This is a genomic window from Sphingomonas sp. JC676, assembly GCF_014489075.1.
Lineage (GTDB): Bacteria > Pseudomonadota > Alphaproteobacteria > Sphingomonadales > Sphingomonadaceae > Sphingomonas.
In genome coordinates this window covers 65437-90899 of record NZ_JACTGR010000005.1, presented here as the reverse complement: position 1 = coordinate 90899, position 25463 = coordinate 65437, and the positions used below count along the sequence as shown (strand labels likewise).

At 66.0% G+C, this 25463-nt stretch carries 29 protein-coding genes and 1 riboswitch; of the genes, 20 read left to right on the top strand and 9 right to left on the bottom strand.

The features are described 5' to 3' along the window. Positions 1-55 precede the first annotated feature (55 nt). The 5 genes from IAG41_RS16645 (at position 56) to IAG41_RS16625 (ending at position 6334) form a co-directional block, all read left to right on the top strand. Positions 56-1063: a PhoH family protein gene (locus tag IAG41_RS16645; protein WP_187729788.1), complete on the top strand. Its 1008-nt coding sequence runs from the start codon at positions 56-58 to the stop codon at positions 1061-1063. After that, positions 1056-1565, top strand: a complete 510-nt coding sequence (gene ybeY / locus IAG41_RS16640; RefSeq protein ID WP_187729787.1) for an rRNA maturation RNase YbeY — start codon at positions 1056-1058, stop codon at positions 1563-1565. The genes IAG41_RS16645 and ybeY overlap by 8 nt, the downstream gene beginning before the upstream one ends. Before the next feature lie 8 nt (positions 1566-1573). After that, positions 1574-2488 carry a hemolysin family protein gene (locus tag IAG41_RS16635; RefSeq protein ID WP_187729786.1) on the top strand — a complete coding sequence of 305 codons (915 nt, stop codon included), beginning with the start codon at positions 1574-1576 and terminating at the stop codon, positions 2486-2488. Positions 2489-2676: 188 nt separating this feature from the next. After that, entirely contained in the window at positions 2677-4884 is a 2208-nt protein-coding gene (gene katG / locus IAG41_RS16630) for a catalase/peroxidase HPI (protein ID WP_187729785.1), read from the top strand. 70 nt (positions 4885-4954) lie between these two features. Beyond that, positions 4955-6334 carry a PQQ-dependent sugar dehydrogenase gene (locus IAG41_RS16625; RefSeq protein WP_187729784.1) on the top strand — a complete coding sequence of 460 codons (1380 nt, stop codon included), beginning with the start codon at positions 4955-4957 and terminating at the stop codon, positions 6332-6334. A gap of 4 nt (positions 6335-6338) precedes the next feature. On the opposite strand, the gene IAG41_RS16620 is transcribed toward IAG41_RS16625, so the two are convergent. From IAG41_RS16620 to IAG41_RS16605, 4 genes are all read right to left on the bottom strand, one after another. Further along, positions 6339-6758 (bottom strand): VOC family protein, encoded by a 420-nt coding sequence (locus IAG41_RS16620; protein WP_187729783.1) that lies wholly within the window; start codon positions 6756-6758, stop codon positions 6339-6341. A gap of 9 nt (positions 6759-6767) precedes the next feature. Further along, the gene (locus IAG41_RS16615; RefSeq protein ID WP_187729782.1) at positions 6768-7070 is read right to left on the bottom strand and encodes a polyhydroxyalkanoic acid system family protein; all 303 of its coding nucleotides are present in this window, start codon (positions 7068-7070) and stop codon (positions 6768-6770) included. Continuing rightward, positions 7070-7486, bottom strand: coding sequence for a VOC family protein (locus IAG41_RS16610; protein ID WP_187729781.1), 417 nt, complete (start codon positions 7484-7486; stop codon positions 7070-7072). Before IAG41_RS16610 ends, IAG41_RS16615 begins: the two co-directional genes overlap by 1 nt. A 224-nt stretch (positions 7487-7710) precedes the next feature. Then, complete coding sequence (locus IAG41_RS16605; RefSeq protein ID WP_187729780.1) at positions 7711-8607, bottom strand: OmpA family protein; 897 nt, start codon at positions 8605-8607, stop codon at positions 7711-7713. Positions 8608-8866: 259 nt separating this feature from the next. Between IAG41_RS16605 and lnt the strand changes: the two genes are divergently transcribed. The 5 genes from lnt to IAG41_RS22990 all read left to right on the top strand — a co-directional run bounded on the left by lnt (position 8867) and on the right by IAG41_RS22990 (position 14734). After that, complete coding sequence (gene lnt, locus IAG41_RS16600) at positions 8867-10426, top strand: apolipoprotein N-acyltransferase (RefSeq protein ID WP_187729779.1); 1560 nt, start codon at positions 8867-8869, stop codon at positions 10424-10426. 74 nt (positions 10427-10500) lie between these two features. Beyond that, the gene (gene metK / locus IAG41_RS16595) at positions 10501-11712 is read left to right on the top strand and encodes a methionine adenosyltransferase (protein ID WP_187729778.1); all 1212 of its coding nucleotides are present in this window, start codon (positions 10501-10503) and stop codon (positions 11710-11712) included. Positions 11713-11872: 160 nt separating this feature from the next. Continuing rightward, the gene (locus IAG41_RS16590) at positions 11873-12634 is read left to right on the top strand and encodes an EAL domain-containing protein (protein ID WP_187729777.1); all 762 of its coding nucleotides are present in this window, start codon (positions 11873-11875) and stop codon (positions 12632-12634) included. A 240-nt stretch (positions 12635-12874) separates the two neighbouring features. Continuing rightward, positions 12875-13699 carry an EAL domain-containing protein gene (locus tag IAG41_RS16585; RefSeq protein ID WP_187729776.1) on the top strand — a complete coding sequence of 275 codons (825 nt, stop codon included), beginning with the start codon at positions 12875-12877 and terminating at the stop codon, positions 13697-13699. Between the two features lie 78 nt (positions 13700-13777). Then, positions 13778-14734, top strand: coding sequence for a hypothetical protein (locus IAG41_RS22990; protein ID WP_222950745.1), 957 nt, complete (start codon positions 13778-13780; stop codon positions 14732-14734). 48 nt (positions 14735-14782) lie between these two features. On the opposite strand, the gene IAG41_RS16575 is transcribed toward IAG41_RS22990, so the two are convergent. Further along, positions 14783-15529 (bottom strand): glucose 1-dehydrogenase, encoded by a 747-nt coding sequence (locus tag IAG41_RS16575; protein WP_187729775.1) that lies wholly within the window; start codon positions 15527-15529, stop codon positions 14783-14785. A gap of 172 nt (positions 15530-15701) precedes the next feature. Here IAG41_RS16575 and IAG41_RS16570 point away from each other — a divergent pair, with 172 nt between their 5' ends. From IAG41_RS16570 to IAG41_RS16560, 3 genes are all read left to right on the top strand, one after another. Continuing rightward, a complete protein-coding gene (locus IAG41_RS16570; protein ID WP_410468092.1) occupies positions 15702-15977 on the top strand; it encodes an ArsR/SmtB family transcription factor in 276 nt (91 codons plus the stop codon). 50 nt (positions 15978-16027) lie between these two features. After that, a complete protein-coding gene (locus IAG41_RS16565; RefSeq protein ID WP_187729773.1) occupies positions 16028-16708 on the top strand; it encodes a tRNA (guanine(46)-N(7))-methyltransferase TrmB in 681 nt (226 codons plus the stop codon). Positions 16709-17112: 404 nt separating this feature from the next. Then, positions 17113-17247, top strand: a riboswitch (yybP-ykoY riboswitch). A 58-nt stretch (positions 17248-17305) separates the two neighbouring features. After that, positions 17306-17875 (top strand): TMEM165/GDT1 family protein, encoded by a 570-nt coding sequence (locus IAG41_RS16560; protein WP_187730122.1) that lies wholly within the window; start codon positions 17306-17308, stop codon positions 17873-17875. A gap of 71 nt (positions 17876-17946) precedes the next feature. Here IAG41_RS16560 and IAG41_RS16555 read toward each other — a convergent pair whose 3' ends face one another. After that, the gene (locus IAG41_RS16555; RefSeq protein ID WP_187729772.1) at positions 17947-18720 is read right to left on the bottom strand and encodes an alpha/beta hydrolase; all 774 of its coding nucleotides are present in this window, start codon (positions 18718-18720) and stop codon (positions 17947-17949) included. A 142-nt stretch (positions 18721-18862) separates the two neighbouring features. Here IAG41_RS16555 and IAG41_RS16550 point away from each other — a divergent pair, with 142 nt between their 5' ends. Further along, complete coding sequence (locus tag IAG41_RS16550; protein ID WP_316251178.1) at positions 18863-19312, top strand: MarR family transcriptional regulator; 450 nt, start codon at positions 18863-18865, stop codon at positions 19310-19312. Positions 19313-19323: 11 nt separating this feature from the next. Here the strand turns inward: IAG41_RS16550 and xth are convergent, their stop codons facing one another. Next, positions 19324-20094 carry an exodeoxyribonuclease III gene (gene xth, locus IAG41_RS16545; RefSeq protein ID WP_187729771.1) on the bottom strand — a complete coding sequence of 257 codons (771 nt, stop codon included), beginning with the start codon at positions 20092-20094 and terminating at the stop codon, positions 19324-19326. 261 nt (positions 20095-20355) lie between these two features. Here xth and IAG41_RS16540 point away from each other — a divergent pair, with 261 nt between their 5' ends. Continuing rightward, positions 20356-20868 (top strand): nuclear transport factor 2 family protein, encoded by a 513-nt coding sequence (locus tag IAG41_RS16540; protein ID WP_187729770.1) that lies wholly within the window; start codon positions 20356-20358, stop codon positions 20866-20868. Positions 20869-21015: 147 nt separating this feature from the next. Here IAG41_RS16540 and IAG41_RS16535 read toward each other — a convergent pair whose 3' ends face one another. Together IAG41_RS16535 and IAG41_RS16530 are read right to left on the bottom strand one after the other, a co-directional pair. Beyond that, positions 21016-22143 (bottom strand): GNAT family N-acetyltransferase, encoded by a 1128-nt coding sequence (locus tag IAG41_RS16535; protein ID WP_187729769.1) that lies wholly within the window; start codon positions 22141-22143, stop codon positions 21016-21018. 43 nt (positions 22144-22186) lie between these two features. Beyond that, a complete protein-coding gene (locus tag IAG41_RS16530) occupies positions 22187-22546 on the bottom strand; it encodes an STAS/SEC14 domain-containing protein (protein ID WP_187729768.1) in 360 nt (119 codons plus the stop codon). 55 nt (positions 22547-22601) lie between these two features. Between IAG41_RS16530 and IAG41_RS16525 the strand changes: the two genes are divergently transcribed. Genes IAG41_RS16525 through IAG41_RS16505 form a run of 5 tightly spaced genes read left to right on the top strand, consistent with a single transcriptional unit; the run spans position 22602 to position 25461 of the window. Beyond that, positions 22602-23060 carry a DUF2721 domain-containing protein gene (locus tag IAG41_RS16525; protein ID WP_187729767.1) on the top strand — a complete coding sequence of 153 codons (459 nt, stop codon included), beginning with the start codon at positions 22602-22604 and terminating at the stop codon, positions 23058-23060. After that, positions 23057-23467, top strand: coding sequence for a DUF4345 domain-containing protein (locus IAG41_RS16520; protein ID WP_316251177.1), 411 nt, complete (start codon positions 23057-23059; stop codon positions 23465-23467). The genes IAG41_RS16525 and IAG41_RS16520 overlap by 4 nt, the downstream gene beginning before the upstream one ends. A gap of 44 nt (positions 23468-23511) precedes the next feature. Then, positions 23512-23859: a hypothetical protein gene (locus IAG41_RS16515; protein ID WP_187729766.1), complete on the top strand. Its 348-nt coding sequence runs from the start codon at positions 23512-23514 to the stop codon at positions 23857-23859. 38 nt (positions 23860-23897) lie between these two features. Further along, entirely contained in the window at positions 23898-24863 is a 966-nt protein-coding gene (locus tag IAG41_RS16510) for a rhodanese-related sulfurtransferase (RefSeq protein ID WP_187729765.1), read from the top strand. Next, positions 24853-25461 carry a glutathione S-transferase gene (locus IAG41_RS16505; protein ID WP_187730119.1) on the top strand — a complete coding sequence of 203 codons (609 nt, stop codon included), beginning with the start codon at positions 24853-24855 and terminating at the stop codon, positions 25459-25461. Before IAG41_RS16510 ends, IAG41_RS16505 begins: the two co-directional genes overlap by 11 nt. Positions 25462-25463: the final 2 nt, after the last annotated feature.

Sequence of the window (25463 nt, the reverse complement as noted above, 5' to 3'; positions counted from 1 at the left end):
ACGAGCAGCTGTGCACTCGCATTCACCCCATCAGACTTCCAAGCGAAGGAGCCGCATGAGCCGCAAGCCTGTCCCCGCCCAATCTGGTGATCGCTCCCGGGTCGAGGTGAATTTCGACAAGCCGCAGCTCCTGCCGCAGCTCTTCGGTGAATATGATTCCAACCTGCTGATGCTCGAAGAAAGGCTGGGCGTGTACATCCACGCCCGTGGCCAGCGCGTGGTGATCGAGGGCAGCGCAGAGGCCGTCGCGCATGCCCGCGAAGTGCTCCAGGAGCTCCACAGCCGCGTTATCCGAGGCGAGGACGTTGACGGCGGGTTGGTTGATTCGGTGATCGCGATGTCGAGCGAGCCGATGCTCACCGGCATCGTCCGCGCCGATGCGCCGGGCGGTGGCGGCGCGCCGCCGATTATGATCCGCACGCGCAAGAAGACGATCGCGCCGCGCTCGGCCGCGCAGGTGCATTACATGCGTGAGCTGGTGTCGAACGACATGATCTTCGCATTGGGGCCGGCGGGCACCGGCAAGACCTATCTCGCGGTCGCCCAGGCTGTCGCGCAGCTCATCACCGGCACGGTCCAGCGGCTGATCCTGTCGCGCCCCGCTGTCGAGGCGGGAGAGCGGCTCGGCTTCCTGCCTGGCGACATGAAGGAAAAGGTCGATCCCTATCTGCGACCGATCTACGACGCGCTCTATGATTGCCTGCCCGCCGAGCAGGTGGAGCGGCGCATCGCGTCGGGCGAGATCGAGATCGCCCCGATCGCCTTCATGCGCGGCCGCACGCTGGCCGAGGCGTTCGTGATCCTAGACGAGGCGCAGAACACCACGCCTGCCCAGATGAAGATGTTCCTCACCCGCTTCGGCCAGAACAGCCGGATGGTGATCTGCGGCGACCCCAAGCAGACCGATCTGCCCGGCGGCCCGCCCACTTCGGGCCTCAACGACGCGGTCGGCAAGCTCGAGGGGATCGAAGGCATCTCGATCTGCCGCTTCGGCGTCCATGACGTGGTCCGTCACCCGATCGTCGGCCGCATCGTCGAAGCCTATGAGGGCCCGGATGCTTGATGTCGCGGCTCTCCAGGAGAGTCCTTGGCCAGAAGGCGATTGGGAGACCCTCGCCAATCGCGCCGCCGAGGCTGCGCTCCAGCAGACGCCCTATGCCGAGTGGCTCGGCTGGCCCACGACGATCGAAATCGCGATCCGGCTGACCTCGGACGAAGAGGTCCGCACTCTCAACCGCCAGTATCGCGACAAGGACAAGCCGACCAACGTCCTGTCCTTCCCGATGGTCCAGTCCGATCTGCTGGAGACGGTGACGCAGAACAGCGACGATGGCGAGGTGATCCTGGGCGACATCGTCCTCGCGCATGGCGTCTGCGCCGCGGAAGCGATCGAGCGCGAAGTCAGCGTCGAGGATCACGCCACGCATCTGATTGTCCATGGCGTGCTGCATCTGCTAGGTTACGATCACATGGGGGACGCCGAAGCCGAGGCGATGGAGGAGATGGAGCGGGCCGCGCTCGATCAGCTCGGGCTTCACGATCCGTACCCGGTACGCGAGGACTGACCACGAACATGCCCGAGGGCCCTAGTAGCACCGCCACTGGCGACACTACTCACGAAAGCGGCGGCATATGGCGGGGAATCCGCACCCTGCTGTTCGGCGACGAGCACGAAGAGACGCTGCGCGACCGCCTCGAAGACGCGATCGACGAGCATGAAGAGGAGGGGGGCAAGGCGCCCGCCGGAGACCTTGCGCCGATCGAGCGCCAGATGCTCCGCAATCTGCTCCATTTCGGCGAGCGCGACGCGGGCGATGTCGGCGTGCCCCGCGCAGACATCGTCGCGGTGGATGAGGCGACCAGCTTCGGCGATCTGGTCCAGCTCTTTGCCGAAGCGGGCCATAGCCGGCTGCCGGTCTATCGCGAGGCGCTCGATACCGTGGTCGGCATGGTCCATATCAAGGACGTATTCGCGATCCTCGCCACCGGCGCGCCGCATCCGGAGAGCATCGCCGGATTGATCCGCGATCCGCTCTACGTGCCCCAGTCGATGGGTGCGCTCGATCTGCTCGCGCAGATGCGCTCAAGCCGCACGCATTTGGCGATCGTGCTCGACGAATATTCGGGCACCGAAGGACTGATCACGATCGAGGACCTGATCGAGGAGATCGTCGGCGAGATCGAGGACGAGCATGACGAGGCGCCCACCGCGCTGCTGATTCCGATCGAGGGCGGCGGCTGGGATGCCGATGCACGCGCCGAGCTGGAGGATGTCGCCGAGCTGGTCGATCCGCGCCTCGGCGAAGTCGATGAGGATGTCGAGACTTTGGGTGGCCTCGCCTTCGTGCTCGCGGGGCATGTCCCCAAGCCCGGCGAGTGCCTGGTGCACGAAAGCGGCTGGAAGCTCGAAGTGGTCGAGGCCGACTCCCGCAAGGTCACCCGCCTGCGTCTCCACCCGCCCGCCAGGCGCATGATCGCCGAGGAATAGGGCAGCGACGCGGGCCCGGCTTGCCGTAAAAACGGCCCAGTCGATCACCAACGGCGAACTAATCTATTTCCGCGATCTGAGTCGCGATGGCATCCTTCAAAGCAAGGGAACTGGAGACGACTCGGGCGATTTGCAGGCGCCCTGGGGTCGAACGGCACCCACCCATCCGCGAGAGAGGAATCGACCCCATGGACGCACCGACCACCGGCAGCCCGCTTAGCGATCCGTCGAAAGAGCCCGAGGCGCTTCGTACCTTGCTGGGGCGCACCAATCGCGACTGGTGGCCCGAACAGCTCAGCCTCGAGATCCTTACTCAGAACGGCGTCTCGCCCAATCCCTATGGCGCCGATTTCGATTATCGCGCGGCGTTCAAGACGCTCGACTATCAGGGCGTGAAGAACGACCTCACCGCGCTGATGACCGACAGCCAGCCCTGGTGGCCGGCGGACTATGGCCATTACGGCCCGTTCTTCATCCGCATGGCCTGGCATTCGGCCGGGACCTATCGCACCGGTGATGGCCGCGGCGGCTCGTCCTCGGGCTCGCAGCGCTTCGCTCCGCTGAACAGCTGGCCGGACAATGGCAATCTCGATAAGGCGCGCCGGCTGCTCTGGCCGATCAAGCAGAAATATGGCGCCAAGCTGAGCTGGGCGGACCTGTTCATCCTCGCGGGCAATGTCGCGATCGAATCGATGGGCGGCCCGACCTTCGGCTTTTCGGGCGGACGCGAAGACGTTTTCGAGCCCGAGCGCGACATCTATTGGGGCACCGAGGAGCAGTGGGTCGGCCATCCCGAGAATAAGACCCGCATCGACGACGAGGCGGGGATGGCGCTCGAGGAGCCGCTCGCCGCAATCCAGATGGGCCTGATCTACGTCAACCCCGAAGGTCCCGGCGGCAAGCCTGACACCAAGGGCTCGGCGCGCGATCTGCGCCGGACCTTCGCCAATATGGCGATGAACGACGAGGAGACCGCGGCGCTCACCGCCGGCGGCCATACTTTCGGCAAGGGACATGGTGCCGGCGATGCCAGCAAGGTCGGCCGCGAGCCGGAGGGCTCGGGGATGGCGGCGATGGGCCTGGGCTGGATTTCGACGCACGAGACCGGAATGGGCGATCACACCATCACCTCGGGCATCGAGGGCGCGTGGACGCCGACGCCGACCAAATGGGACATGACCTATTTCGACATGCTGCTCGATCATGAATACGAGCTGGTGCAGAGCCCGGCGGGCGCCAAGCAGTGGCAGCCAGTCGGCAATCCTGAGGAGACGCTCGCACCGGCGGCGCACACGCCGGGCAAGAAGGTCCCGACGATGATGACCACCGCCGACAAGGCGTTCAAGGACGATGGAGACTATCGCGCGATCCTCGAGAAGTTCCGGTCGGACCCGGCCTATTTCGCGGACGCCTTCGCCCGCGCCTGGTTCAAGCTCACCCATCGCGACATGGGGCCGAAGACCCGCTATCTCGGGCCCGAGGCGCCGACCGAGGATCTGATCTGGCAGGACCCCATCCCCGCCGGCACGCCGCTGGGCGATGCCGACGTGGCGAGCCTCAAGGAAAAGATCGCTGCCTCGGGCCTCAGCGTCGCCCAGCTGGTCAAGACCGCCTGGGCTTCGGCCTCCACCTATCGAGGCTCGGACCGGCGCGGCGGTGCCAACGGCGCGCGCATCCGCCTCGCCCCGCAAAAGGACTGGGCGGTCAACGAGCCCGCCGAGCTCGCCAAGGTGCTCCAGGTTTATGAGGGCATCCGGTCCGATTTCGGCGGCAAGGTGAGTATCGCCGACCTGATCGTGCTCGGCGGCTCGGTGGGTATCGAGCAGGCGGCCAAGGCGGCCGGCCATGGCCTCACCGTGCCGGTCACCACCGGCCGCGGCGACGCCAGCCAGGAATGGACCGACGTCGACAGCTTCGCGCCGCTCGAGCCGCGCGCGGATGGTTTCCGCAACTATCTGTCGGTGCGCTTCAGCGTGCCGACCGAGGAACTGCTGGTCGATCGTGCGCAGCTGATGGGCTTGTCCGCGCCGGAGATGACCGTGCTTCTCGGCGGCCTGCGCGTGCTCGGCGTCAATCACGCCAAGGCGGAGAAGCATGGCGTGTTCACCGATCGTCCGGGCCAGCTCACCAACGACTTCTTCGTCAACATCCTCGACATGGGGACGGTGTGGAAGGAAGTCGATGACACCGCCGACGAGGAGTTCACCGGCACCGATCGCGCCACCGGCGAACAGAAATGGACCGCGTCGCGGACCGATCTGGTGTTCGGCTCCAATTCCCAGCTCCGTGCCCTCTCCGAAGTCTATGCCTCAGCCGACGCCGGGGAGAAGTTCGTCCACGATTTCGTCGCGGCATGGACCAAGGTCATGAACGCGGATCGCTTCGATCTGCCCTGACGCGTTCGGCACAATGCGGGCGGATCGAATCGCCATTGGCTTCGGCCCGCCCGCACCCTATTCCTGAGGCATGCTCAAACGCTTCCTGATCGCCCTCGGCATCCTCATCGTCGCGGGCGCCGCCCTCTGGTTCTGGGCCAGTCAGCCCGATGTAGCGCAATATAGCGAGCAGGCGGTCACCGGCCGCACGCCGCAGATGAGCCCGCCGCGCGAGCAGAGCATCCCCACCATCGGCGTCGCCAAGGCGATAGGATGGCCGAGCGGCGCCAAGCCGGTTGCCGCCGCGGGCCTGCAGGTTGCGGCCTTTGCCGACAAGCTCGAACATCCCCGCTGGCTGTATCGCCTGCCCAATGGCGACATTCTGGTCGCCGAGACCAATTCGCCGCCGCGCAAGGGCGGGGGGATCACCGGCTGGGTGATGGGCGTGCTGATGCGCGACGCGGGCGCCGACGTCGCCTCGCCCAACCGCATCACCTTGCTACGCGACACCAATGGCGACGGCGTGGCCGATGCGCGCACCGCCTTCCTCACCGGGCTTGACTCGCCCACCGGCATGGCCGTGGTCGGCAACTGGCTCTATATCGGCAACACCGACGCGCTGGTCCGCTATCCCTTCCAGCCCGGCCAGACGAAGATCACCACCAAGCCCGAGAAGATCGTCGACCTCCCCGGCGGCGGCAATCACTGGGCGCGCAACGTCGTCCCCGGTCCCGACGGCTCGCTGTTCGTCGCGGTGGGTTCGTCGTCGAACATCGCCGATAACGGGCTCGAGGCCGAAGGCCCGACCTACACCGCGACGACCGCGGCCGAGATGGCCGCTGCGTCGAACAAGGCCGGCCGCGCGATGATCCTTCAGGTGTTTCCGGACAGCAGCACAGTGCGGGTCTATGCCTGGGGCCTGCGCAATCCCAACGGCATGGCGCTGGAGCCGCATTCGGGCCAGCTCTGGACCGTGGTCAACGAGCGCGACATGCTCGGCTCGGACCTGCCGCCGGATTACCTCACCCAGGTCGATCTAGGCGCCTTCTATGGCTGGCCGTGGAATTACTGGGGCGGTTATGTCGACAAGCGGGTAACTCCGGAGCGGCCGGACCTGCGCGAATACACCAAGCGCCCCGATTTCGCGCTGGGCGCACATACCGCGCCGCTCGGCCTCACCTTCGCCGCCGATGCCAAGCTGGGGCAGAACTATGCCAATGGCGCGTTTATTGGCCTGCACGGCTCGTGGAACCGCAAGCCGCCCTCGGGCTACAAGGTCGTCTATGTCCCCTTCGGCGACAATGGCTTCCCGCTGAAGGAGGCCAAGCCGGTGGACGTCCTGACTGGCTTTCTCAACAAGGACGGCAAGGCGATGGGCCGTCCGGTCGGCGTGATCACCGACGCGACCGGCGCGCTGCTGGTCGCGGACGATGTCGGCAACACGATCTGGCGGGTAAGCGCGACGCGCTGACCGTTCAGCCGCCGGCGTTCCACTGCAGGCACAGCTCGAACCCGTCCGGGTCGCGCAGGCGGATCTGCTTCGAGCCGTAGCCGGTCTCGCTGGGCGGCGCGATCTCCAGCCCGTGCTCGGTCAAATGGCGCCACGCCGCGTCCACATCGGGGCAGCCGATGAACAGGCCGGTATCGCCATGGCCGCGCTCGCGCTCGCCGTCGCGCACCGCTGGCCGCTCGCCGCTGTCATAGGCGGTGTTGAGCATCAGCTCCGCGCTGCCCTGGCGCAGCCACATCCAGTGCGAGAAGCGTCCCTCGGGCGTATCCACTTCGGGGGAGCGCTGCAGCACCTCGAAGCCCAAAAGGTCGCAATAGAAACGCATCGACTCGTTCATGTCGAACACCTGGAGCAGCGGCACCAGGCCGCGCATCTCGATGGCCATCGCACCCTCCTATTCGAGCAGCTTCGGGGCCTCCTTCGCCAGCTTCTCGCGAATCTTGCCGGCGAACAAGGTCAGCATCGGCGGTAGGTCGACCTCGGCATGGACATGGTGCTCGAACACCTCGAGCCGGCTCGCCACCTTCTGCCCCATCGCGCTCAGCGTGAAGTGCAGCGTGTCGCCTTCCCAGTGTTCCTCCACGGTGCCGCCGCCGGGAAACATGTCGGCGAGCTTGCCCACGCCGCCCGCGATCCGCGCCCGCGCCGCCTCGCGGCCGAGCTTGTGGGGCACATCGACGGAAACCGGATCGGCCATCAGCTTGCGAACAGCATGGAATCGTCGGCGAACGCCTTGAACTCGAGCGCGTTGCCGCTGGGATCGCGGAAGAACATCGTCGCCTGCTCGCCCACCTGGCCCTTGAACCGGACGTGCGGCGCGATGCCGAACGCCACGCCCGCTGCCTCGACCCGGCGGGCAAGCACCTCCCAGTCGGGCATCGTCAGCACCACCCCGAAATGCGGCACGGGCACGTCGTGGCCATCGACTTTGTTGGCGACCGCCACCGGCTTCGCGGCGGGATCGAGATGCGCGACGATCTGGTGGCCGAACAGATCGAAATCGACCCAGCTTTCGGACGAGCGCCCCTCGGGGCATCCGAGCACGCCGCCGTAAAAGGCGCGCGCCGCGTCGATGTCATGGACGGGGAAGGCGAGGTGGAACGGGCGGATCATGCCGCACGTCTTAGCCGATAGGTCGGCGCAGGAACAACGGCGCTCAACGCCAAGGCACTGCGCGCTGATGAGCGTGATGTCAGAAGCGGACCTGGGGCGTCGGCGCTTGGACGGATGCGAAGGATGTCTGGCCGGGAGCGGATTGCCGCTCCCGGCCCGATGCGGAGATTCCTCGGGATCCCCGCTACACAATATGGGGGGACGCGAAGCGCGCCCCACGCCATTCACATATTGTTGTCGGCAACGTCGACGCTTTTGCTGACCAGGATATTCACCGCAACGCGGCGGTTCTGCGCCTTGCCTTCGTCGGTGTCGTTGCTCGCCAGCGGGTCCGCCGTGGCCATCCCGGTCGGGGTGAGCATACGATAGGGTTTCCAGCCGCACTTCTGCTGAAGATAATTGATGACGCGGTTGGCGCGCTTTTCGCTGAGTTGCTGATTGACTTCGTCGGTTCCGGTCGAATCGGTGTAGCCGACGACCAGGATCAGCGCATTTTCCGTTCCCTCGGCTGTGGTTGCCGTCGAGCAGAGTTCTGCCTTGTCCTGTTCGGACAGTTCCGCCTTGCCGGTATCGAAGTGCACATTGGTAGTGCCCTTGATATTATATTTGTCGATATCGCCCAGGCGGCCGCGCAACGACTCCGTTGCGGCGGTCTGTTCCTCGAAGCGCTGGTCCGTCGCGTTGCGGATCATCGTCGCGGTCTTGAGGTCGTTCTTCCGGAAACTGATCTGGCTCGCCACCAGCTCCGACTGCCCATCGGCCGATTGCAATGTCTTGACGGTAACCGGCACCCCGTTGAGCAGCGAATCCTTGCCAAGCTTGCTGGTGCCGCTGAACAGGCCTCCTCCGGCCTTGATCCGCGTGGAATCATTGACGGCGATAATCACGCTGGAGCCGTCGGCGGTCCTGACTTTCATCTTGTCGCCATTGCGCGCGGAGATGACGCCTTTGACCTCAGGCCCTGCGGTCATCGCCGGCTCTGCAGGTGCGGGCTGGCCAGTTACCACGATACTGGGATCGGTCGAGCTCTGCTGCTCCTGGGCAAACGCGCTGCCTGACGCGGACGCGGCCAGCAAGGCGGCCAGGAAGCGAACCCCTGACTTTTTGGAAATGAAACGCATGAGCAACCTCCTTCAATTGCCCCCCGCCGGCCTTGCGTGTTCAGGTTAAGCTGTCCCGCAGATGAACAGGTCCATGAAGGCTGTCGGCTGAGCGGGTGGTTCGAGCGCACCGTGCGACGAACCGATGTAGATCGCGCCGCAAAATGGTGACTCTCCGCCGAGCGAATGGCCGTTTCTGTCAGAAGCGGGCCTTGATGCCCATTCCGAACCGACCGGCAGGCTTCCTATCGCCCGGCCCGATAGGCTAAGCCCCCGCTCCATGCTCCGTCGCCCCCTGCTCACCGCCTTCGCCATCGGCCTGCTTTCGGCGACCGGCTTCGCCCCGCTCAACTGGTGGGGCGTCAGCCTGGTCTGCCTCGCGCTGCTGCTCTGGCTGGTCCGCGAGGGGCCGACGCTACGGTCCGCCTTGCTGCGTGGCTGGGTATTCGGCGTCGGCCATTTCACCGTCGGCAACAACTGGATCCAGCACGCCTTCGACTATCAGGACAAGATGCCGCCGGTGCTCGGCTATTTCGCGGTGTTCCTGCTCGCGCTCTATCTCGCGGTCTATCCGGCGCTGGCGATGGGCCTTGCCTGGCGCTTCGATCGCAGCGTGCATAGCCGGGCAGGGTGGGTCGAGGCCGATCAGGGCTTCGTCCTCGCCGCCGCTGCCGCCTGGATCCTCACCGAATATCTGCGCGGCGTGCTGTTCACCGGCTATCCGTGGAACCCGCTCGGTGTGCTCTGGGTGCCGGTGCCCGGCCTCCGCGATCTTGCCGCCTGGATCGGCACCTATGCGCTTTCAGGCGTCACCATCGCCATTGCCGGCACGCTCTTCCTCGCCGCGCAGCGCAACTATCGCCCGTTACTGTTGCTCCCCCTGCTCGCGCTGTTCGCCTTCTTCGCCTCGGATCGCTGCGACTATATCAAGTGCATTAGCACCGCGAGCGGGACGCAGGTCACCATCGTCCAGCCCAATATCGGCCAGGACGGCGTCGATGCGCCCGATTATGCCGAACGCACGCTCGCCAGGCTGATCGCGCTCAGCGGAGGCCCGGGCCCGCTGCCGCGCCTCGTCGTCTGGCCCGAGGGGATGGTCAACCAGTTCCTCGAGGACGGCTATCCCAGTCGCTATTATCTCCGCGCCGATCCGCGCCTCACCCGCGCCCGCATCGCCGCCGTGCTCGGCCCGCTCGATCAGGCGTTGGTTAGCGGCAACGCGCTGATGTTCCATTCGAACGAGCGGCTCACCGGCGCGGGCAATTCGGTCTGGGTGCTCGATTCGGCCGGCATGCTGGGCCAGCGCTACGACAAGGCGCATCTCGTGCCGTACGGCGAATATCTGCCGATGCGCCCGCTGCTCGAGCCGCTCGGCCTCGCCCGGCTGGTGATGGGCGATATCGACTTTCTTCCGGGACCCGGCCCGGCGACGCTCACCGTACCCGGCTTCGGCAAGGCGGGCGTCCAGGTCTGCTACGAGATCGTCTTTTCCGGCCAGGTGGTCGACAAGCGCAATCGCCCCGATTTCCTGTTCAACCCTTCCAACGACGCCTGGTTCGGCAGCTGGGGGCCGCCCCAGCATCTCGCCCAGGCGCGGATGCGCGCGATCGAGGAGGGGCTGCCGATTCTCCGCAGCACGCCCACCGGCATCTCCGCGGTGATCGACGCACACGGCCGCGTGCTCGGCACGGTGCCGGCGGGGCAGGCCGGAGCGATCCGCCTGCCGCTGCCGCGTCCGCTGCCGCCCACGCTGTTCGCGCAGGCCGGCAACTGGCTCGCCTTTCTCGTCGCGGGACTGTTCCTCGTCTTGGCCGTTGCCAATCGTCGCTTTGCCCGCTAGGGGCCACATATAAGGAAAGCTTTATATGGGCATGGCAACGGCCCGGCTTCCCTGGCCCCTGCACGAGGAAAATCATGCGTTCCAATTATCTCTTCACGTCCGAATCGGTCTCTGAAGGCCATCCCGACAAGGTTTCCGACCAGATTTCCGACGCGATCGTCGATCTGTTCCTGTCCAAGGATCCGGAAGCGCGCATCGCTTGCGAGACGCTCACCACCACCCAGCTCGTCGTCCTCGCCGGTGAAATCCGCGGCAAGGGCATCATGGACGAAGCCGGCAATTGGGCGCCCGGCGTCAAGGAAGAGGTCGAGAAGACCGTCCGCGATACCGTCAAGCGCATCGGCTATGAGCAGGATGGCTTCCACTGGGAGACCTTGCGCTTCGAGAACAACCTGCATCCGCAGTCGGCGCACATCGCGCAGGGCGTGGACGCCTCGGGCAACAAGGACGAAGGTGCCGGCGATCAGGGCATCATGTTCGGCTATGCAGCCGACGACACGCCCGACCTGATGCCGGCGACGCTCTACTACAGCCACCGGATCCTCGCCCAGATGGCCGCCGATCGCCATTCGGGCGCGGCGCCGTTCCTCGAGCCCGACGCCAAGAGCCAGGTGACCTTGCGCTACGAGGGCAGCCGCCCCGTCGCGTGCACCGCGATCGTCGTCTCGACCCAGCACGGCAAGGGCTATGACGAAGGCGACAAGGAAGCCGAGCTCCATGCCTATGTGAAGAAGGTCGTTGCCGACATTCTTCCGGCCGAATTGCTTTCGGACGAGACCGTCTATCACATCAACCCGACCGGCAGCTTCGAGATCGGCGGGCCGGACGGTGACGCCGGGCTTACCGGTCGCAAGATCATCGTTGACACTTATGGCGGCGCAGCCCCGCACGGCGGCGGCGCCTTCTCGGGCAAGGACCCGACCAAGGTCGATCGCTCGGCGGCGTACATCACCCGTTATCTGGCGAAGAACATCGTCGCCGCCGGGCTTGCCCAGCGCTGCACGATCCAGCTCGCTTATGCGATCGGCGTGTCCAAGCCGCTGTCGCTCTATGTCGACACCCACGGCACCGGTACCGTCGGCGACGACAAGATCGAGGAGGCGATCATGGGCATCGCCAAGCTGGGCGGGCTCACCCCGCGCGGCATCCGCACGCATCTCGCGCTGAACAAGCCGATCTATCAGAAGACCGCGGCCTATGGCCATTTCGGCCGCAAGGCCGAAGGTGACTTTTTCCCGTGGGAAAAGACCGATCTGGTCGATGACCTTAAGGCCGCGCTCGCCTAAGTCCGCGCGTCTTTCTTCACAGTCTTCCCGGGCCCTGTGCAGCTGCCAAGCTGCACAGGGCCTTGGCTTTTTTGGGCCTTCCCACGCAGTTTCGCTGAGGATCCTCTATAAGATTCGATAACCTGATTTCTTCATCGGGAGGGGGTTGAAAGGAGCGCAAATGGAGTCGGGGGTTATCAGCCCGGAAGCGCCGATCCGCCCGGCCGCCGAGTCGGGCATGACCATGGCCTTTCAGCCGATCGTCGATGTCGTCGGAGGTCGCGTCTATGCCTATGAGGCCGTGCTGCGCGGCCCGAACGGCGAATCCGCCGCCCAGATCTTCGCGATGATCGAGCCCGAATCTCGCGGCGATTTCGATCGCCGTTGCGCCGCCGCCGCGATCCGCTGGGCGATGTCCGCCGGGTTGGGAACCACCACCGCGCGGCTCTGCATCCCCGTTCACGCGCCCGGCACCTCGGTTCCCGGCGAGCCGATGATCACCGCAGCCCGGATCGGCAAGCAATGCGGCCTGATTCCCGAACGGATGATCTTTGCGCTGCACGGCTATCAGAACCTTCCCGGCGCGCAGCTCGCGGACATCGTCCACCGCAGTTCCAGGATGGGCAGCCTCACCACCTTTGTCGGGCTCGGACAGGACCAGACTGGCCTCGGCGCCTGTGCGCGCTACGTGCCCAACGCGGTCAAGCTCGACGAAGACCTGGTCGGCGGCATCGCCAGCAGCTGGTCGCGCCGCCTCGTGCTCGAAGACCTGACGCCGCGCATCCGCAAGCTCGGGATCAAGATCCTCGCCAGCGGCGTAAACAGCGAAGCCGTGTTCACCCGCCTTCGCAGCTTTGGCATCTATCACGTCCAAGGCGATCATATTGCTCCGCCTGAAGTCGGCGCGCTGCCGCCGCCCACCGTCCGCCGCGCCGCGGCCTGAGCATGTCGCGTCATACCGCCGCGGCCGCGATTGCCGCGGACATATGCACGTATAAGCAGCTATCGCTAAACTGCTGAGCCGCCGTCGATCGCGCGCGACTCGCTCGCCTTCGGCACCCCGCCAAATCGCCTGCTCCGCTACTTGGTAGAGTCCCTATGCGGGCGAATCCAATGCGGCGAGGCACGGAGTGGGCGAAGCTTTCATTAACCAATATTCATCTTTCCAACAGGAGACGGAATGATGGACGATCGGATGCTCGATAGCCTGCACCTTGAGGTCACGCTCAAGCCGATGATCGCACTCGGCGCATCGCAGCCCTTCGCCTGGCAGGCCGTCGCCACCGCGTCGCGCGGCCGCAGCTTCAGCGCCGCCGCCGCGGCGCTCCCGCCCGAATTGCGCATCTCGCTCGAGGCACGCCGGATCACGCTGGCGGTGGAGCGCGCCGTCGCCGCCGGGCTGCTCCGTTCGGACGCACTTCTAGCAGTCCCCGTCGGTGCTGCGGGCGGCAAGACCGAACCGCTCCTCTCGCACCTGTTCCGCACTGCGCTTGCACATCGCTTCCCGGTCGATCGGCTCGTCGTAGAAGTCAGCGCCGACGAGCGCGGCGACCGCGACAGCGCCGCGGCGCTGATCAAGGCGTGCATGGCGCGCGGGCTTTCGGTCGCGCTCGATGCTTTCGCCGCCGGCCCGGTCGCCCTCAATCTGCTTGCCCGTTTCACCCCGCGCTTCGTCAAGCTCGACGGCACACTGGTCCGCCGCATCGACGCCAGCGCCTCGCGTCGCCCGATCGTCGAAGGGGTGATGCGCCTCGCACGCGGCATGGGCGTCACCGTCGTTGCTACGGGCGTCGAGACTCGTGGCGAGCTGGAAGCACTTGCCGCGCTCGGCCTCTGCCACGTCCAGGGCGACTGGACCGCCGAGCCGGCCGTGCGCACGCTCACCAATCCCGCCTTGCTCCGCCGCGAGCCGCGCGCAACCGTGCCCCAGCATCGCCGCCTCGCGCATCACCATCGCGCGTCGCTCCCGCTCCGCACCACCTGTCAGGTCGCCCAGCTCGCGCTCTGATGAACCTGCGCAATCGTGAAGTCATGACGTCATCCGCATGCTAGTCTCGGCCGGCGATTCGCCGGAGGGGATTGAGGCATGATGCTCGGTAAGTTGATGATTGTCGGGGCGCTCCTCGCGGCGCCGGTCGCCGCCGGCCTGGCCCAGACCTCGCCCTTTGGCGACCGGGCGCAGCTCTTCACCGCCGCGGGGTTCAGGATCGTCGCTGACCGGCCGGTCAATCGCTGCGGCGCCCCCGCCAATCCACGCGTCACCTTGCTCGACTATAGCGGCGACAAGCAGAAGAACGAGGCGATCTTCACCGATGCCGGGCCGTGCTACGCCCCCGACAATGCCTATTTCGCGCTGGTCGCGCGTGATGGCCCGAACGGGCCCTGGCGCCTGCTGTTCAGCCACACGGGTACCGTCAAGGCTATCAGCCAAGGGCCCCAGGGATGGCTCGATCTCCAATATAGCAGCGGCGGCAAGGTCGTGCCGATCCGCTATGCCGCCGGCGTCTACGCGCCCCTCGGTGCTGTTCCGGCCAAGCCCCTGCCTGTCGCGACTCCGGCCCAGGCATCGGCCGGCATGGTCAGCCCCGCGACCAAGCCCGCCGCGCTCACCCCTGTCCAGCGCACCGCGATCTTCAAGGCCGCCGGCGCCACGAGGAAGGGCGCCAAATGGCTGATCTGCGCCGACCAGCCCGATCCCGCGGGCGCTATGATCGAAAGCATCCGGGACCTGAACGGCGACGGCCGCGCCGAGGCTTTGATCACCGAGGGCGGCACCTTCTGCTACGGCAATACCGGCGCCTATTTTGCGCTGGTCGGCCAGCAGCCAGACGGGAGCTGGAAGCAGATCACGTCGGAAACCGGGATCGCCGAGTTCAAGGCCAGGGGCCCGGGCGGCTGGCCCGATCTCGAGATCGGCGGCCCCGGCTTCTGCTTCCCGGTCGAGCGCTGGAACGGCAAGGAATATGTCCAGCACCATTTCAACGAATATATGAAGGGCATGTGCGACCAGAACGGCCTCAAGCCCGCCGTCCGCGCTTATTGAACGCAAGCGCGGGCCCCTCGTGGAAGAGAAGCCCGCGCTGCCCCAGGTTTAGCGCAGCCCGCCGCTCGCGGCGATCTTCTCGCCGGTCAGCCAGCGCGAATCGTCGGAAGCGAGGAACACCGCGACCGCGGCAATGTCTTCCGGCTGGCCGACACGGCCCAGCGGCGTCTGGGCCGCGAACCCGGCTTCCATCTCCGAGCCGACGACGCCTGCTTCGTGCGTGCCCTCGGTTTCAACGACACCCGGGTTGATCGCATTGACGCGGATCTTGCGCGGGCCGAGTTCATTGGCCAGCACGCCGGTGATCGCGTCCACTGCGCCCTTGGTGCCGGTATAGACCGCCGATTGCGGCATCAGCACACTGGTGACTACCGACGAGATGTTGATGATGCTCGCGCCTTCCCCCAGATGCTTCTCGGCCGCCTTGGTGGTGAGCAGCAAGCCGAGCACGTTGATGTCGAATTGCCGGCGATAATGCTCTTCGGTGATCGCCTCGATCGGCGCGAATTCATAGACGCCCGAATTGTTGACCAGCACGTCCAGCCGGCCGAAATTCGTGATCGCAGCCTGGATGATGCCCTCGGCCTGATCGGCCTTGGCGACGTCGCCTTGCACTGCGACCGCCTTGCCGCCGGCCTGGGTGATGGCTTCGACCACGGCGTCCGCCCCGGCCTTGCTCGATGCATAGTTGACGACGACCGCGGCACCTTCGGCGGCGAGCGCCTTGGCGATTCCGGCGCCGATGCCCTTGGAAGCCCCGGTGACGACGGCGACCTTGCCTGCGAGTTTCGACATGATTTTGATCCCTAATCTGCTGGGTCGGCCGTCGGGATGGCGTGCCTTAGTCCCATAGTTCAGGAAATCGGAACTGTTGAACCAAGCTTCAAGCCCCCCTATCTGTTTTTTTATGCGACCCCTGTTTCACCCCTCGATGGACGATGTACGGCCGGAGGCGATCCTCCACGCCTTGTCCGATCCGGTGCGCGCGGCGATCTTCGTCGAGCTTGCGGGGGTCTCGTGTGTCCAGGGCTGCTCGACCTTCGCCAGCGTCGGTGATCGGACCATCCCGAAATCGTCGCTGTCGCAGCATTTCAAGGTGCTGCGGGACGCGGGTTTGATCCGCTCGGAACGTCAGGGCGTGGAAATGGTCAACGCGTCGCGCTGCGCGGAGGTGGAAGAGCGCTTTCCCGGGCTGATCCCCGCTATCCTCAATGCCTATGCCAAAGTGGGTGGGCGGAGCTAGGCGTCCGTCCCGGTTTGCGATCCCCGCCCGGCGCCTCTATGCGCGCCCGGATGGCCGATCCGACTACCATTCGCCGCCTCTATGGCCGCCGCGCCGGGCACAAGCTCCGCCAGGGCCAGTCCGCGCTTATGGAAGAGATGCTGCCCCAGGTCAGCGTCCCCGAAACCGGCGCGCTCGACGCGCGCACCCTGTTCGGCGACGATCGCCCGCTCGAGTTCGAGATCGGCTTCGGCTCAGGCGAGCATCTGGCGGGGCAGGCGCTGATGCGCCCGGATCACGGCTTCATCGGCTGCGAGCCCTTCCTCAACGGCGTGGTCGGTGCGCTCAATCATATCCGCGACGAGGAACTGTCGAACGTCCGCCTGCACATGGGCGATGCGCTCACCGTGCTCGAGCGCCTGCCCGACGCGAGCCTCGACCGGCTCTATCTTCTCCATCCCGATCCGTGGCGCAAGGCGCGCCACGCCAAACGGCGCATGGTCAATGAAGGCCCGCTCGATCTGATCGCCGCGAAGCTCAAGCCCGGTTGCGAATTCCGCCTCGGCACCGATCACCCGGTCTATTGCCGCTGGTCGATGATGGTGATGAACGGCCGCCGCGATTTCGAATGGCAGGCCAGGACCGCGCAGGATTTCCTCACCCGCCCGGACGACTGGCCCGAGACCCGCTACGAACGCAAGGCGCGGCGCAAGGGGCACGAGGTCTGGTATTTCCGGTATCTACGCGTCTGATCCCATCAGGAAGGAAGTTGTCACGCTCCCTCAGTCGAGGTTATATCCGATTCGAATGAGGGGGTGAAATAAGATGTTCAGACTTCTACTTGCGGCCGCTACTTCAGGATTACTGGTCTGCTTGCCTGCCGCCGCGCAGGACACGCCCACTGCGCCGGCTCCGGGCGCGCAGCCGGCCAAGGAAAAGAAGATCTGCCGCCGTCTCGTTCCTACCGGCTCGATGATGGCCAAGCGATTCTGCCTCACAGAGACAGAGTGGGCGGAGTTTAACGACTTGAATGAGGCGGATGCCAGGGCGGCTTTGAGCAGGCGCAACCTCGCTGCCTCGCCGAGAGAGCGCGAAAACTAACTGACGGAACGCTCGGCGCGCGCAACTTGCGCTGCGGCGCAGCATACGGTACCGCGCCTTCGTCATCTGGGGAGTAGCCAGCCGTCCACCCAGGACGGGCCCGCGCGTCAACATACTCGGTCGAGAGGCCGTGGTGCGCGGGGAGCGGAGTTTCCGTTCGGGCGAGACCAATGGCGTCGCATCTCCGCTCATGCCGGGCGGGATTTGCGATGCTGTTGGATTCGCATTCGCCCGGCCCGGAGACCGTCTTGGAAGCCCTGCTCACCTCCACCGCCGTCGTTGCGCTCGCCGAGATCGGCGACAAGACCCAACTTCTCGCCATCGTCCTGGCCACACGCTTCAAGCGCCCCGTGCCGATCATCTTCGGCATCCTGGTGGCGACGCTCGCCAATCATTTTCTCGCCGCTTTGGTCGGCTCCGAAGTCGCCTCGCTGCTCCAGGGATTGTGGTTCCGCTATCTGATCGCGGCCTCGTTCATCGCGATGGCGGTATGGACGCTGATCCCGGACAAGCTCGACGATGTCGCCGGAACGCCGGGCCGCTTCGGCGCCTTCCTCACCACTGCGATCGCCTTCTTCCTGGTTGAGATGGGCGACAAGACCCAGATCGCCACCGTCGCACTCGGCGCGCGCTTCCATCAGGTGCTGTGGGTCACCGCCGGCACGACGCTGGGGATGATGCTCGCCAACGTCCCCGCGGTGTTCCTCGGCAACGAACTGATCCGCCGCGTGCCGCTCCACATCGTCCGGATGGTCGCGGCCTTGCTGTTCCTCGGCATCGGCCTGTGGCTACTGGCGCAGACCGCCGGATGGTTGTGAGCAGCACCGCGTTGCACGCAAAGGCGCCGGACCTCGCAAGAGATCCGGCGCCAGCGGGGTAGGGAGTGGGGTTACTTGGCGGCGCCCTGCGCGGCCTGCTCGATGATCGCTGCGACCGCGGCGGGCTTCGAGACATAGACCGAGTGGCTGGCCGGGGTTTCCGAGACATGCGCTCCGGCGCGGGCCGCCATCATCCGCTGCGCGGCCGGCGGGATCATCTTGTCCTCGCTCGCCACCAGGTACCAGCTGGGCTTCACGCGCCATGCCGGGCTGGTCACCGCGCCCTGCAGCGCCTCGACGCCCCAGGGAACCTGCGAGTCCGCCATGAACTGGGCGAGGTCGGGCCGGACATCCGCCGCGAACGAAGCCGCGAACTTGGTCTGATCGAGGAACAGATAGCCGTCCTTGGGGGGCAGGATCGGCGGCACCGGCGCGCCCGCCGGGGGATTGGCGATCAGCGAGCTCACCGACTCGCCCTTATCCGGCGCGAAGGCGGCGATATAGACCACGCCAGCGACCTTGGGATCGGTGCCCGCCTCGGAGACGACCACGCCGCCATAGCTGTGGCCGACCAGGATCACCTGACCATCGGCAGCGGCGATCGCGCGCCTGGTGACGGCAACGTCGTCGGCCAGCGAGTTGGTCGGGTTCTGGACGATGGTGACCTTGTAGCCGTCCTTCTTGAGGATCTTGTAGACATCCATCCAGCCGGAGCCATCGACAAAGCCGCCATGCACGAGCACGACAGACTTGATCGGCGCGGACGTCTTGTCCTGGGCAGCGGCAGGGGCGGCGCCCAAAGCGAGCGAGGCAGCGGCGGCGAGAAGCATCTTGGACTTGGTCATTTCGGATCTCCTTCCATTTGTTTGCTGCGATATTGTTTATCGCGATAAATATTAAATGCCATCACAATTACCCCTTGTCCAGAAGAAATTTATCGCGATATGCATTCCTGCCATAAGAGATTGATCTGAAAGCGAGGTTTTTGTGTCCCAGCATGCCAAGGAGCCGCTGCCGCTCGATGCGCAGCTCTGCTTTTCGCTCTATTCGACCTCGATCGCGATCAATCGGCTGTACAAGCCGATGCTCGATTCGCTGGGCGTGACCTACCCGCAGTTGCTCGTGCTGAGCACACTCTGGGAAGGCGACGGCCAGACGATCAGCGCCATCGCCGATCGACTCGCGCTTGAGCCTAGCACGATCACGCCGCTGATGAAGCGTCTCGAGGCCGCCGGCTTCGTTTCGCGCCAGCGCAATCCGGCGGACGAGCGCCAGGTCCAAGTGTTCCTCACCGCCAAGGGGAAGGGGCTGCGCAGCGAGGCATCGTGCCTGACGGATGCGCTGCTCGAAAACTCGAAGCTGACCGTCCCGCAGATCATCGCACTCAACGAGCAGGTGAAGCAGCTCCGCGAGGCGTTGGGCGGCGCCGCGGCGTAGCGTGCCGAGGGTCAGCCCAGCTCGATCCACACCGGCGCATGGTCGCTGGTCTTCTCCCAGCCGCGCACGAAGCTGTCGACCTGGGCGTCCTTCAGCCGTTTCGCTGCGGGCGCGTTGAGCAGGAAATGGTCGATGCGCAGCCCGGCATCCCTTGCGAACGCGTTCCGGAAATAGTCCCAGAAGGTGTAGATCGTCTCGCCCGGGTGCAGCGTGCGCAGCGCGTCGGTCCAGCCCTGGTCGAGCAGCCGGAAGAATGCCGCGCGCACCTCGGGCGCGAACAGCGCATCGTCCAGCCAGCGCTCTGGCTTGTAGACGTCCAGCTCGGTCGGCATCACGTTATAGTCGCCGCACACCACCACCGGCGCGTCGGTCACCACCAGCGCCGCGGCATGCGCGATCAGCCGCTCGAACCATTGGAGCTTATAGTCGAACTTGGGCCCCGGCCGCGGATTGCCGTTGGGCAAATACAGCCCGGCCACCAGCACGCCGTCCACCGCCGCCTCGATATAGCGGCTATGGCTGTCGTCGGGATCGCCGGGAAGCCCGCGCCGCGTCTCCACCGGATCGCATCCGCGCGCCAGGATCGCGACGCCGTTCCAGCTCTTCTGCCCATGCCAGATCGCGCCATAGCCGGCGTCGCGGATCGCGCCTTCGGGGAATTTCTCGTCCGGGGCCTTCAGCTCCTGCAAGCACACCACGTCCGGTTTGGTCTGCTCCAGCCAGCGCAGCAGCACCGGCAGGCGTCCGTTGACGCCGTTCACATTGTAGGTGGCGATTCGCATCTGCGCTTGATGCGCGGGAGACCGAATCGGTTCCCGCTTCGGCCCAGCTTGAAGCAAATGTTCCGGCCGGGCACACTTGGGCAATTGGCCGCTATTGGTAGAAGGCGGACATTCGCGCCGCTCCTTTGAAAGTTCCCGCTGCGAGTCTCCTGACGGAATCGCCGACGCCTTGACGGTGGCGAGGGCAAACTAAGCGGACGTTGCCGAAATCCGGGGAATGCGCTCAACTATGCTGCCGCCTTTGCGGCTTGGAGGAAGGCGATGCAAATTGGTTGGCTCCCGCGCCTTGCTGGTCTGACGGCATTGGGCGCCGTAGCCGCAGCGATACTCGCCGATCCTTCCCGGGCTGCAATTCCGGATCCTGCCGTGCAAACAGCCGACGAGCGTGCCGTCCTGGCTGCGGACGCGCGGCAACGATCGGCGGTAGCGTCCGCGGATATCGAGGCGATCAGGACGATTTCGGACCCTCATCTGCGGGTCAACGCCCCGAACAACCGCATACTCACGCGAGAGGATCTGATGCGGATGGTCGCCTCGGGCGAAATCCGCAATGAAGTGTTCGAGCGTACGCCCGAAGATATCGTCATCACGGGGGACGTCGCCGTGGTCATGGGCCGCGAGGTGGTTTTTCCGGGCGCTGCCAGCGAACAGGCCCGCATGTATGGGCAAAAGACGCTCAATCGGCGCTACACAAATGTCTATATCCGGGTCGATGGAGCTTGGCGCCACCTCGCCCGGCACGCGAACATCGTCCCGGGAACTCCTGCTCCTTAGTCGACCATGCGGCCGTGACGGCTGACCGGCACGAATGGCTGCTTACGAAACGCCATCGCCTGCCTTGAATGGCTGGAACTGGACGCAAAGCGACCGGCGGCCGAATTCGTCTTCGTCGAAGATGCCATCCGCTTTCCGCGCTGAGCGTCAATCCTCGGCGGGCTGCGTCGCCGTCCCGGGCGTCTGGCGATGCCCGCTGCGGCGCCAAATGCTGCGCAGCATTTTTGCCGCCAGCGCCGGGATGCCGGGGCGCACGAACAGCCAGTCGCGGATCGCCGGGCCCTTCGCCGCGCCGATCACGCGCTTGTAGCCGCTGTCGCCCGCGCCCCAGTCGACGTTGGTGATCCCGTCCTCGATCGCCTGCAGCAAATTGCGGTAATACAATAGCTTGCCGGGCGAGTGCTTGCCGACGCGCGGGTCGTAGCTGTTCGCGATCGCATATTTGAGCGACCCCGCATTGAGATCGAACGAGAAGGCGGTCGGCTCCCCGTCGACCCGCAGCATTGCTGCCCACATCATGTCCGCCAGCACCGGATCGGCCGCTGCGCGCCGCCAGAAGGCGCCGTGCCCCGCGCCGGTGAATTTCGCGTCCGAGCCGTCGGTCCGCGCCGCGATCCAGCTCTTCTCCTCGACTGCGCCGAGCGCAGCAAAAGCCGCCTCGTCCCATGTCGCGCCCGAGACGAAGCCCCAGTCGAGCGCGCCATGCTCGCCCAGATGCTTTTCGTGGAAGCGGTTCTTCTTCAGCGTCGAATTGCGCGGCCATGTCCCCTCGGCCCGGAGCGCCGCCATGTCGAGCGCATAGCTGTCCGCGACGAAGCGGTCGATCGCCGCCCAGCCGCGCGCCTTTGCCGCTTCCTTGAGCAGTTCCAGACCCGGATCGCCGTCATAGACCGGCCCGATCCGGAGCACGCGCACCTCGCGCCGCAGCCGGTCGAGCAGCGTCTTGCCCGCCTCGATATCGGCATCCTCGCGCACCGGAAAGCTGCGGAACGGCCAATAGCATCCGGGCACTTCGGCCATGCCCAGCCGCGCCGGCCCCTTGGTGATGAAGGGCAGGGCCGCCACCGTCTCGCCCTCGCGCGCCACCGTCAGCGTCCGCGCCGCGCCACCATAGGCCTGGAGCGCGGCGTCGTACCAGCCATAGCGCAGGAAGCGGTGCGTCGGCGCGGCGTGCGCGGCCACCTGATCGATCCCGCCGGCCAGCCCGTCGACGCAATCCATGGTAAGCGCGGGCGGCAGGCGCGTGAATTCGTCCAAGGACATGGGCTTGGTCATTCCGCCTTCGTACCCCGCAGCGGTTACCAAGCGGTGCAGGCCCTCATTCTTCGCGGATCCAGGCGCGCGCCGCCGCGAATTCATCCAGCGGAAACACCTTCACTTCGGCTGGCAGCACCACGCTGCCCGCATGCGTAGCCGCCTCGATCCAGCCGCTGTCGGTGACGATCGCAGCGCGGCGCACCTTGTTCATGTGCGTCACGCCCCAGCTCACATCCTTCCACCAGGCGGAAAGCTCCATGCCGGTGAAGCTGCGGATCTCCGCCAGCGCCGATATCTTGCCGTGCCTGGCGATCCCGGCCTCCATTGCCTCCACGGCGGCGTCATATTCGGCGCGGGTGATCCCGCCCTCGACGGTGAATTCGATCACGCCCGCGGCGTCGTCGGTTTCGAAAGACAGCATCGGTGCGTCACTCCGCTTGCAGCAAGGCCCCCGGCACCTTCATAAGGCAAATCGCATGGAAGGTCCCTATCTCTCCACCGTATCGGCAACGATCCAGGCTGCGATCGCGCCGGTGTTCCTGCTTGCTGGCATCGGGGCGTTCCTCAACGTCATGGTCGGCCGCCTCGCCCGCATCGTCGATCGCGCGCGCGACATCGAGCAGCTCCATCCGCGTTCGACCGGGCCCGAGCATGATCGCCATGTCTGGGAGCTGCGGATCATCGATCGCCGGATCTCGGTGATCAACAACGCGATCTTCCTGTGCACCGCCAGCGCGCTCGCCGTCTGCATCGTCGTCGCGCTGCTGTTCGTCTCGCGGCTCGGCAATCTCCATGTCGGCATCTGGGTCGCGGTCGCCTTCATCATTTCGATGCTGCTGCTGATGGCAGGCCTGGTCTATTTCCTGATCGAGGTGCGCATTTCGCTGAAGGCGATCCATATCCGCAAGGAATTGCTCGAGCTCGACAAGACGTGAGCCGCACCGCCGAGAAGCGGCTGCTCCAGGCGCTGATGGCGATTACCCTGCTGCTGCCGCTCACCGCCGCGGTTCTGGGCGTGACGCGCGGGCCCGACTGGCTCGGCCATGTCCCCGTCGTCCCCACCGATCTCGATAGCCATTTCCGCTACATCTCGGGCCTGTTCCTGATGATGCTCCTGCTCTTCGCGAGCTGCATCCCGGGTGTCGAGCGCAAGACCCAGCGCATCCGCCTGCTCGGCGCGATGGTCGTTACCGGCGGCCTTGCGCGGCTGGCGTCGCTGATCCTGGTCGGCACGCCCTCCGCCGGACATCTGATCGGCCTCGGCATCGAGCTGGTCGAGACCCCGCTGATCCTGCTCTGGCAGGCCCGCGTCGCGCGCCGGTACGCGTTCAGCGCCGGTTAGGGATTCGCTGGCGATATCTCGGGCATCAAAGAGGGGAGATTGTGATGCGCCTGGTTGCAGTCCCGATCCTGACCGTCGCCTTTTTCGTTGCCATGCCCGCATCGGCGCAGGGCTGGGGCTATAGTCCAAGCCCGATGCCCGGCGCGCCGCGAGACACCAGCATCGGCCGCCAGCTCGGCAAGATCCGCAACGACACCAATGCCGGCCGCCGCAGCGGCCAGCTCACCCGCCGCGAGACCCGTGCGCTCCGCCGCGAGCGCGCTTCGATCGGTGCGCTCCAAGCCCGTTATTCCCGCGACGGCCTGTCGGATTCGGAAAAGGCCGAGCTCCAGACGCGCGTCGAGATCCTCCACGCGAACACCGTCGCCCGGCGCAGCCAGCAACGCAAATAGGCTGGCGAGGGCGGGCGGGCGCGCCTATCTCCGCGCCAATGTCCAATGAACGCCTGCCGATCCGCGTCGTCGCGCTCTATCGGTTTACGACCTTCGACGATTGCCCCGCGATCCAGCAGCCGCTGGCCCGCTTGTGCAGCGCCGAGGGCGTGAAGGGCACCTTGCTGCTCGCGCACGAAGGGATCAACGGCACGATCGCCGGATCGGACGAAGCGATCGGTCGCGTCCTCGCTTATATCCGCGGCCTGCCCGGCTGCGCCGAGATCGAAGTCAAGGAATCGCGCGCGCCGGCGATGCCGTTTCACCGGATGAAGGTGCGGATCAAGCGCGAGATCGTCACCATGGGCAAGCCGGACATCGACCCGCTTGACGTCGGCCGTTATGTCGCGCCCCAGGACTGGAACGCGCTGATCGACCAGCCTGACACGATCCTGATCGACACCCGCAACGACTATGAAGTCGCGATCGGCACCTTCGTAGGCGCGATCGATCCGCGCACGCGCAGCTTCCGCGATTTCCCCGCCTGGTTCGAGCAGCATCGCGCCGAATTCGAGGGGGAGGGCGCCAAGCCCAAAGTCGCGATGTTCTGCACCGGTGGCATACGCTGCGAAAAGGCCACAGCCTTCCTCAAGGCCGAGGGGATCGATCAGGTCTTCCATCTGAAAGGCGGCATCCTTTCCTATCTCGAGCGTGTCGCGCCCGAGCAGAGCCGGTGGCAGGGCGAATGCTTCGTGTTCGACGAGCGCGTCTCGGTCACCCATGGCCTCCACCCCGGCAGCCATGCGCTGTGCCGCGCCTGCCGCATGCCCGTCAGCCCCGAGCAGATGGCTTCGCCGCATTATGTCGAGGGGGTGAGCTGCCCCGCCTGCCACGCCGAGCGGTCCGACGCGCAGCGCAGCCGCTATGCCGAGCGGCATCGCCAGGCGCGCCTGGCCGAGGCGCGTGGGCAAGCGCATGTCGGCGCGGTGCTGCCGGCCCATGACCCAGGCCATGATCCCGACTGAGCCGGTCCTCTACAGCTTCCGGCGCTGCCCCTATGCGATGCGTGCGCGCATGGCGCTCGCGATCAGCGAGACGACCTGCGAGATCCGCGAGATAAGGCTCCGCGACAAGCCCGCCGAGATGCTCGCCGCCTCGCCCAAGGGCACCGTCCCAGTGCTGGTGCTGCCGGACGGGCGGGTGATCGACGAGAGCCTCGACATCATGCGCTGGGCGCTCGCCCGCAACGATCCCGAGCATTGGCTGGCGGGCGATGACGTCGCGCCGATCGCGGCCAATGACGGCCCGTTCAAACACCATCTCGACCGCTACAAATATCCCGATCGCCACGCCTCCGATCCGCTCGAGCATCGCGCCCAGGGCCTCGCGCTGCTCGCCGATCTCGACCATCGCCTGACGGGCCAAGCCTGTCTCTGCGGCGAAACCCGATCGCTCACCGATGTCGCGATCCTGCCCTTCGTCCGTCAGTTCGCCGCGGTCGACCGCGCCTGGTTCGCCGCCCAGCCGCTACCGGCGCTCCGGCGCTGGCTGGCGGAGGGGTTGGCATCCCCGCTGTTCCTCGGGATCATGGCGCCGCGCCCGATATGGATGCCCACCGTTTAGTC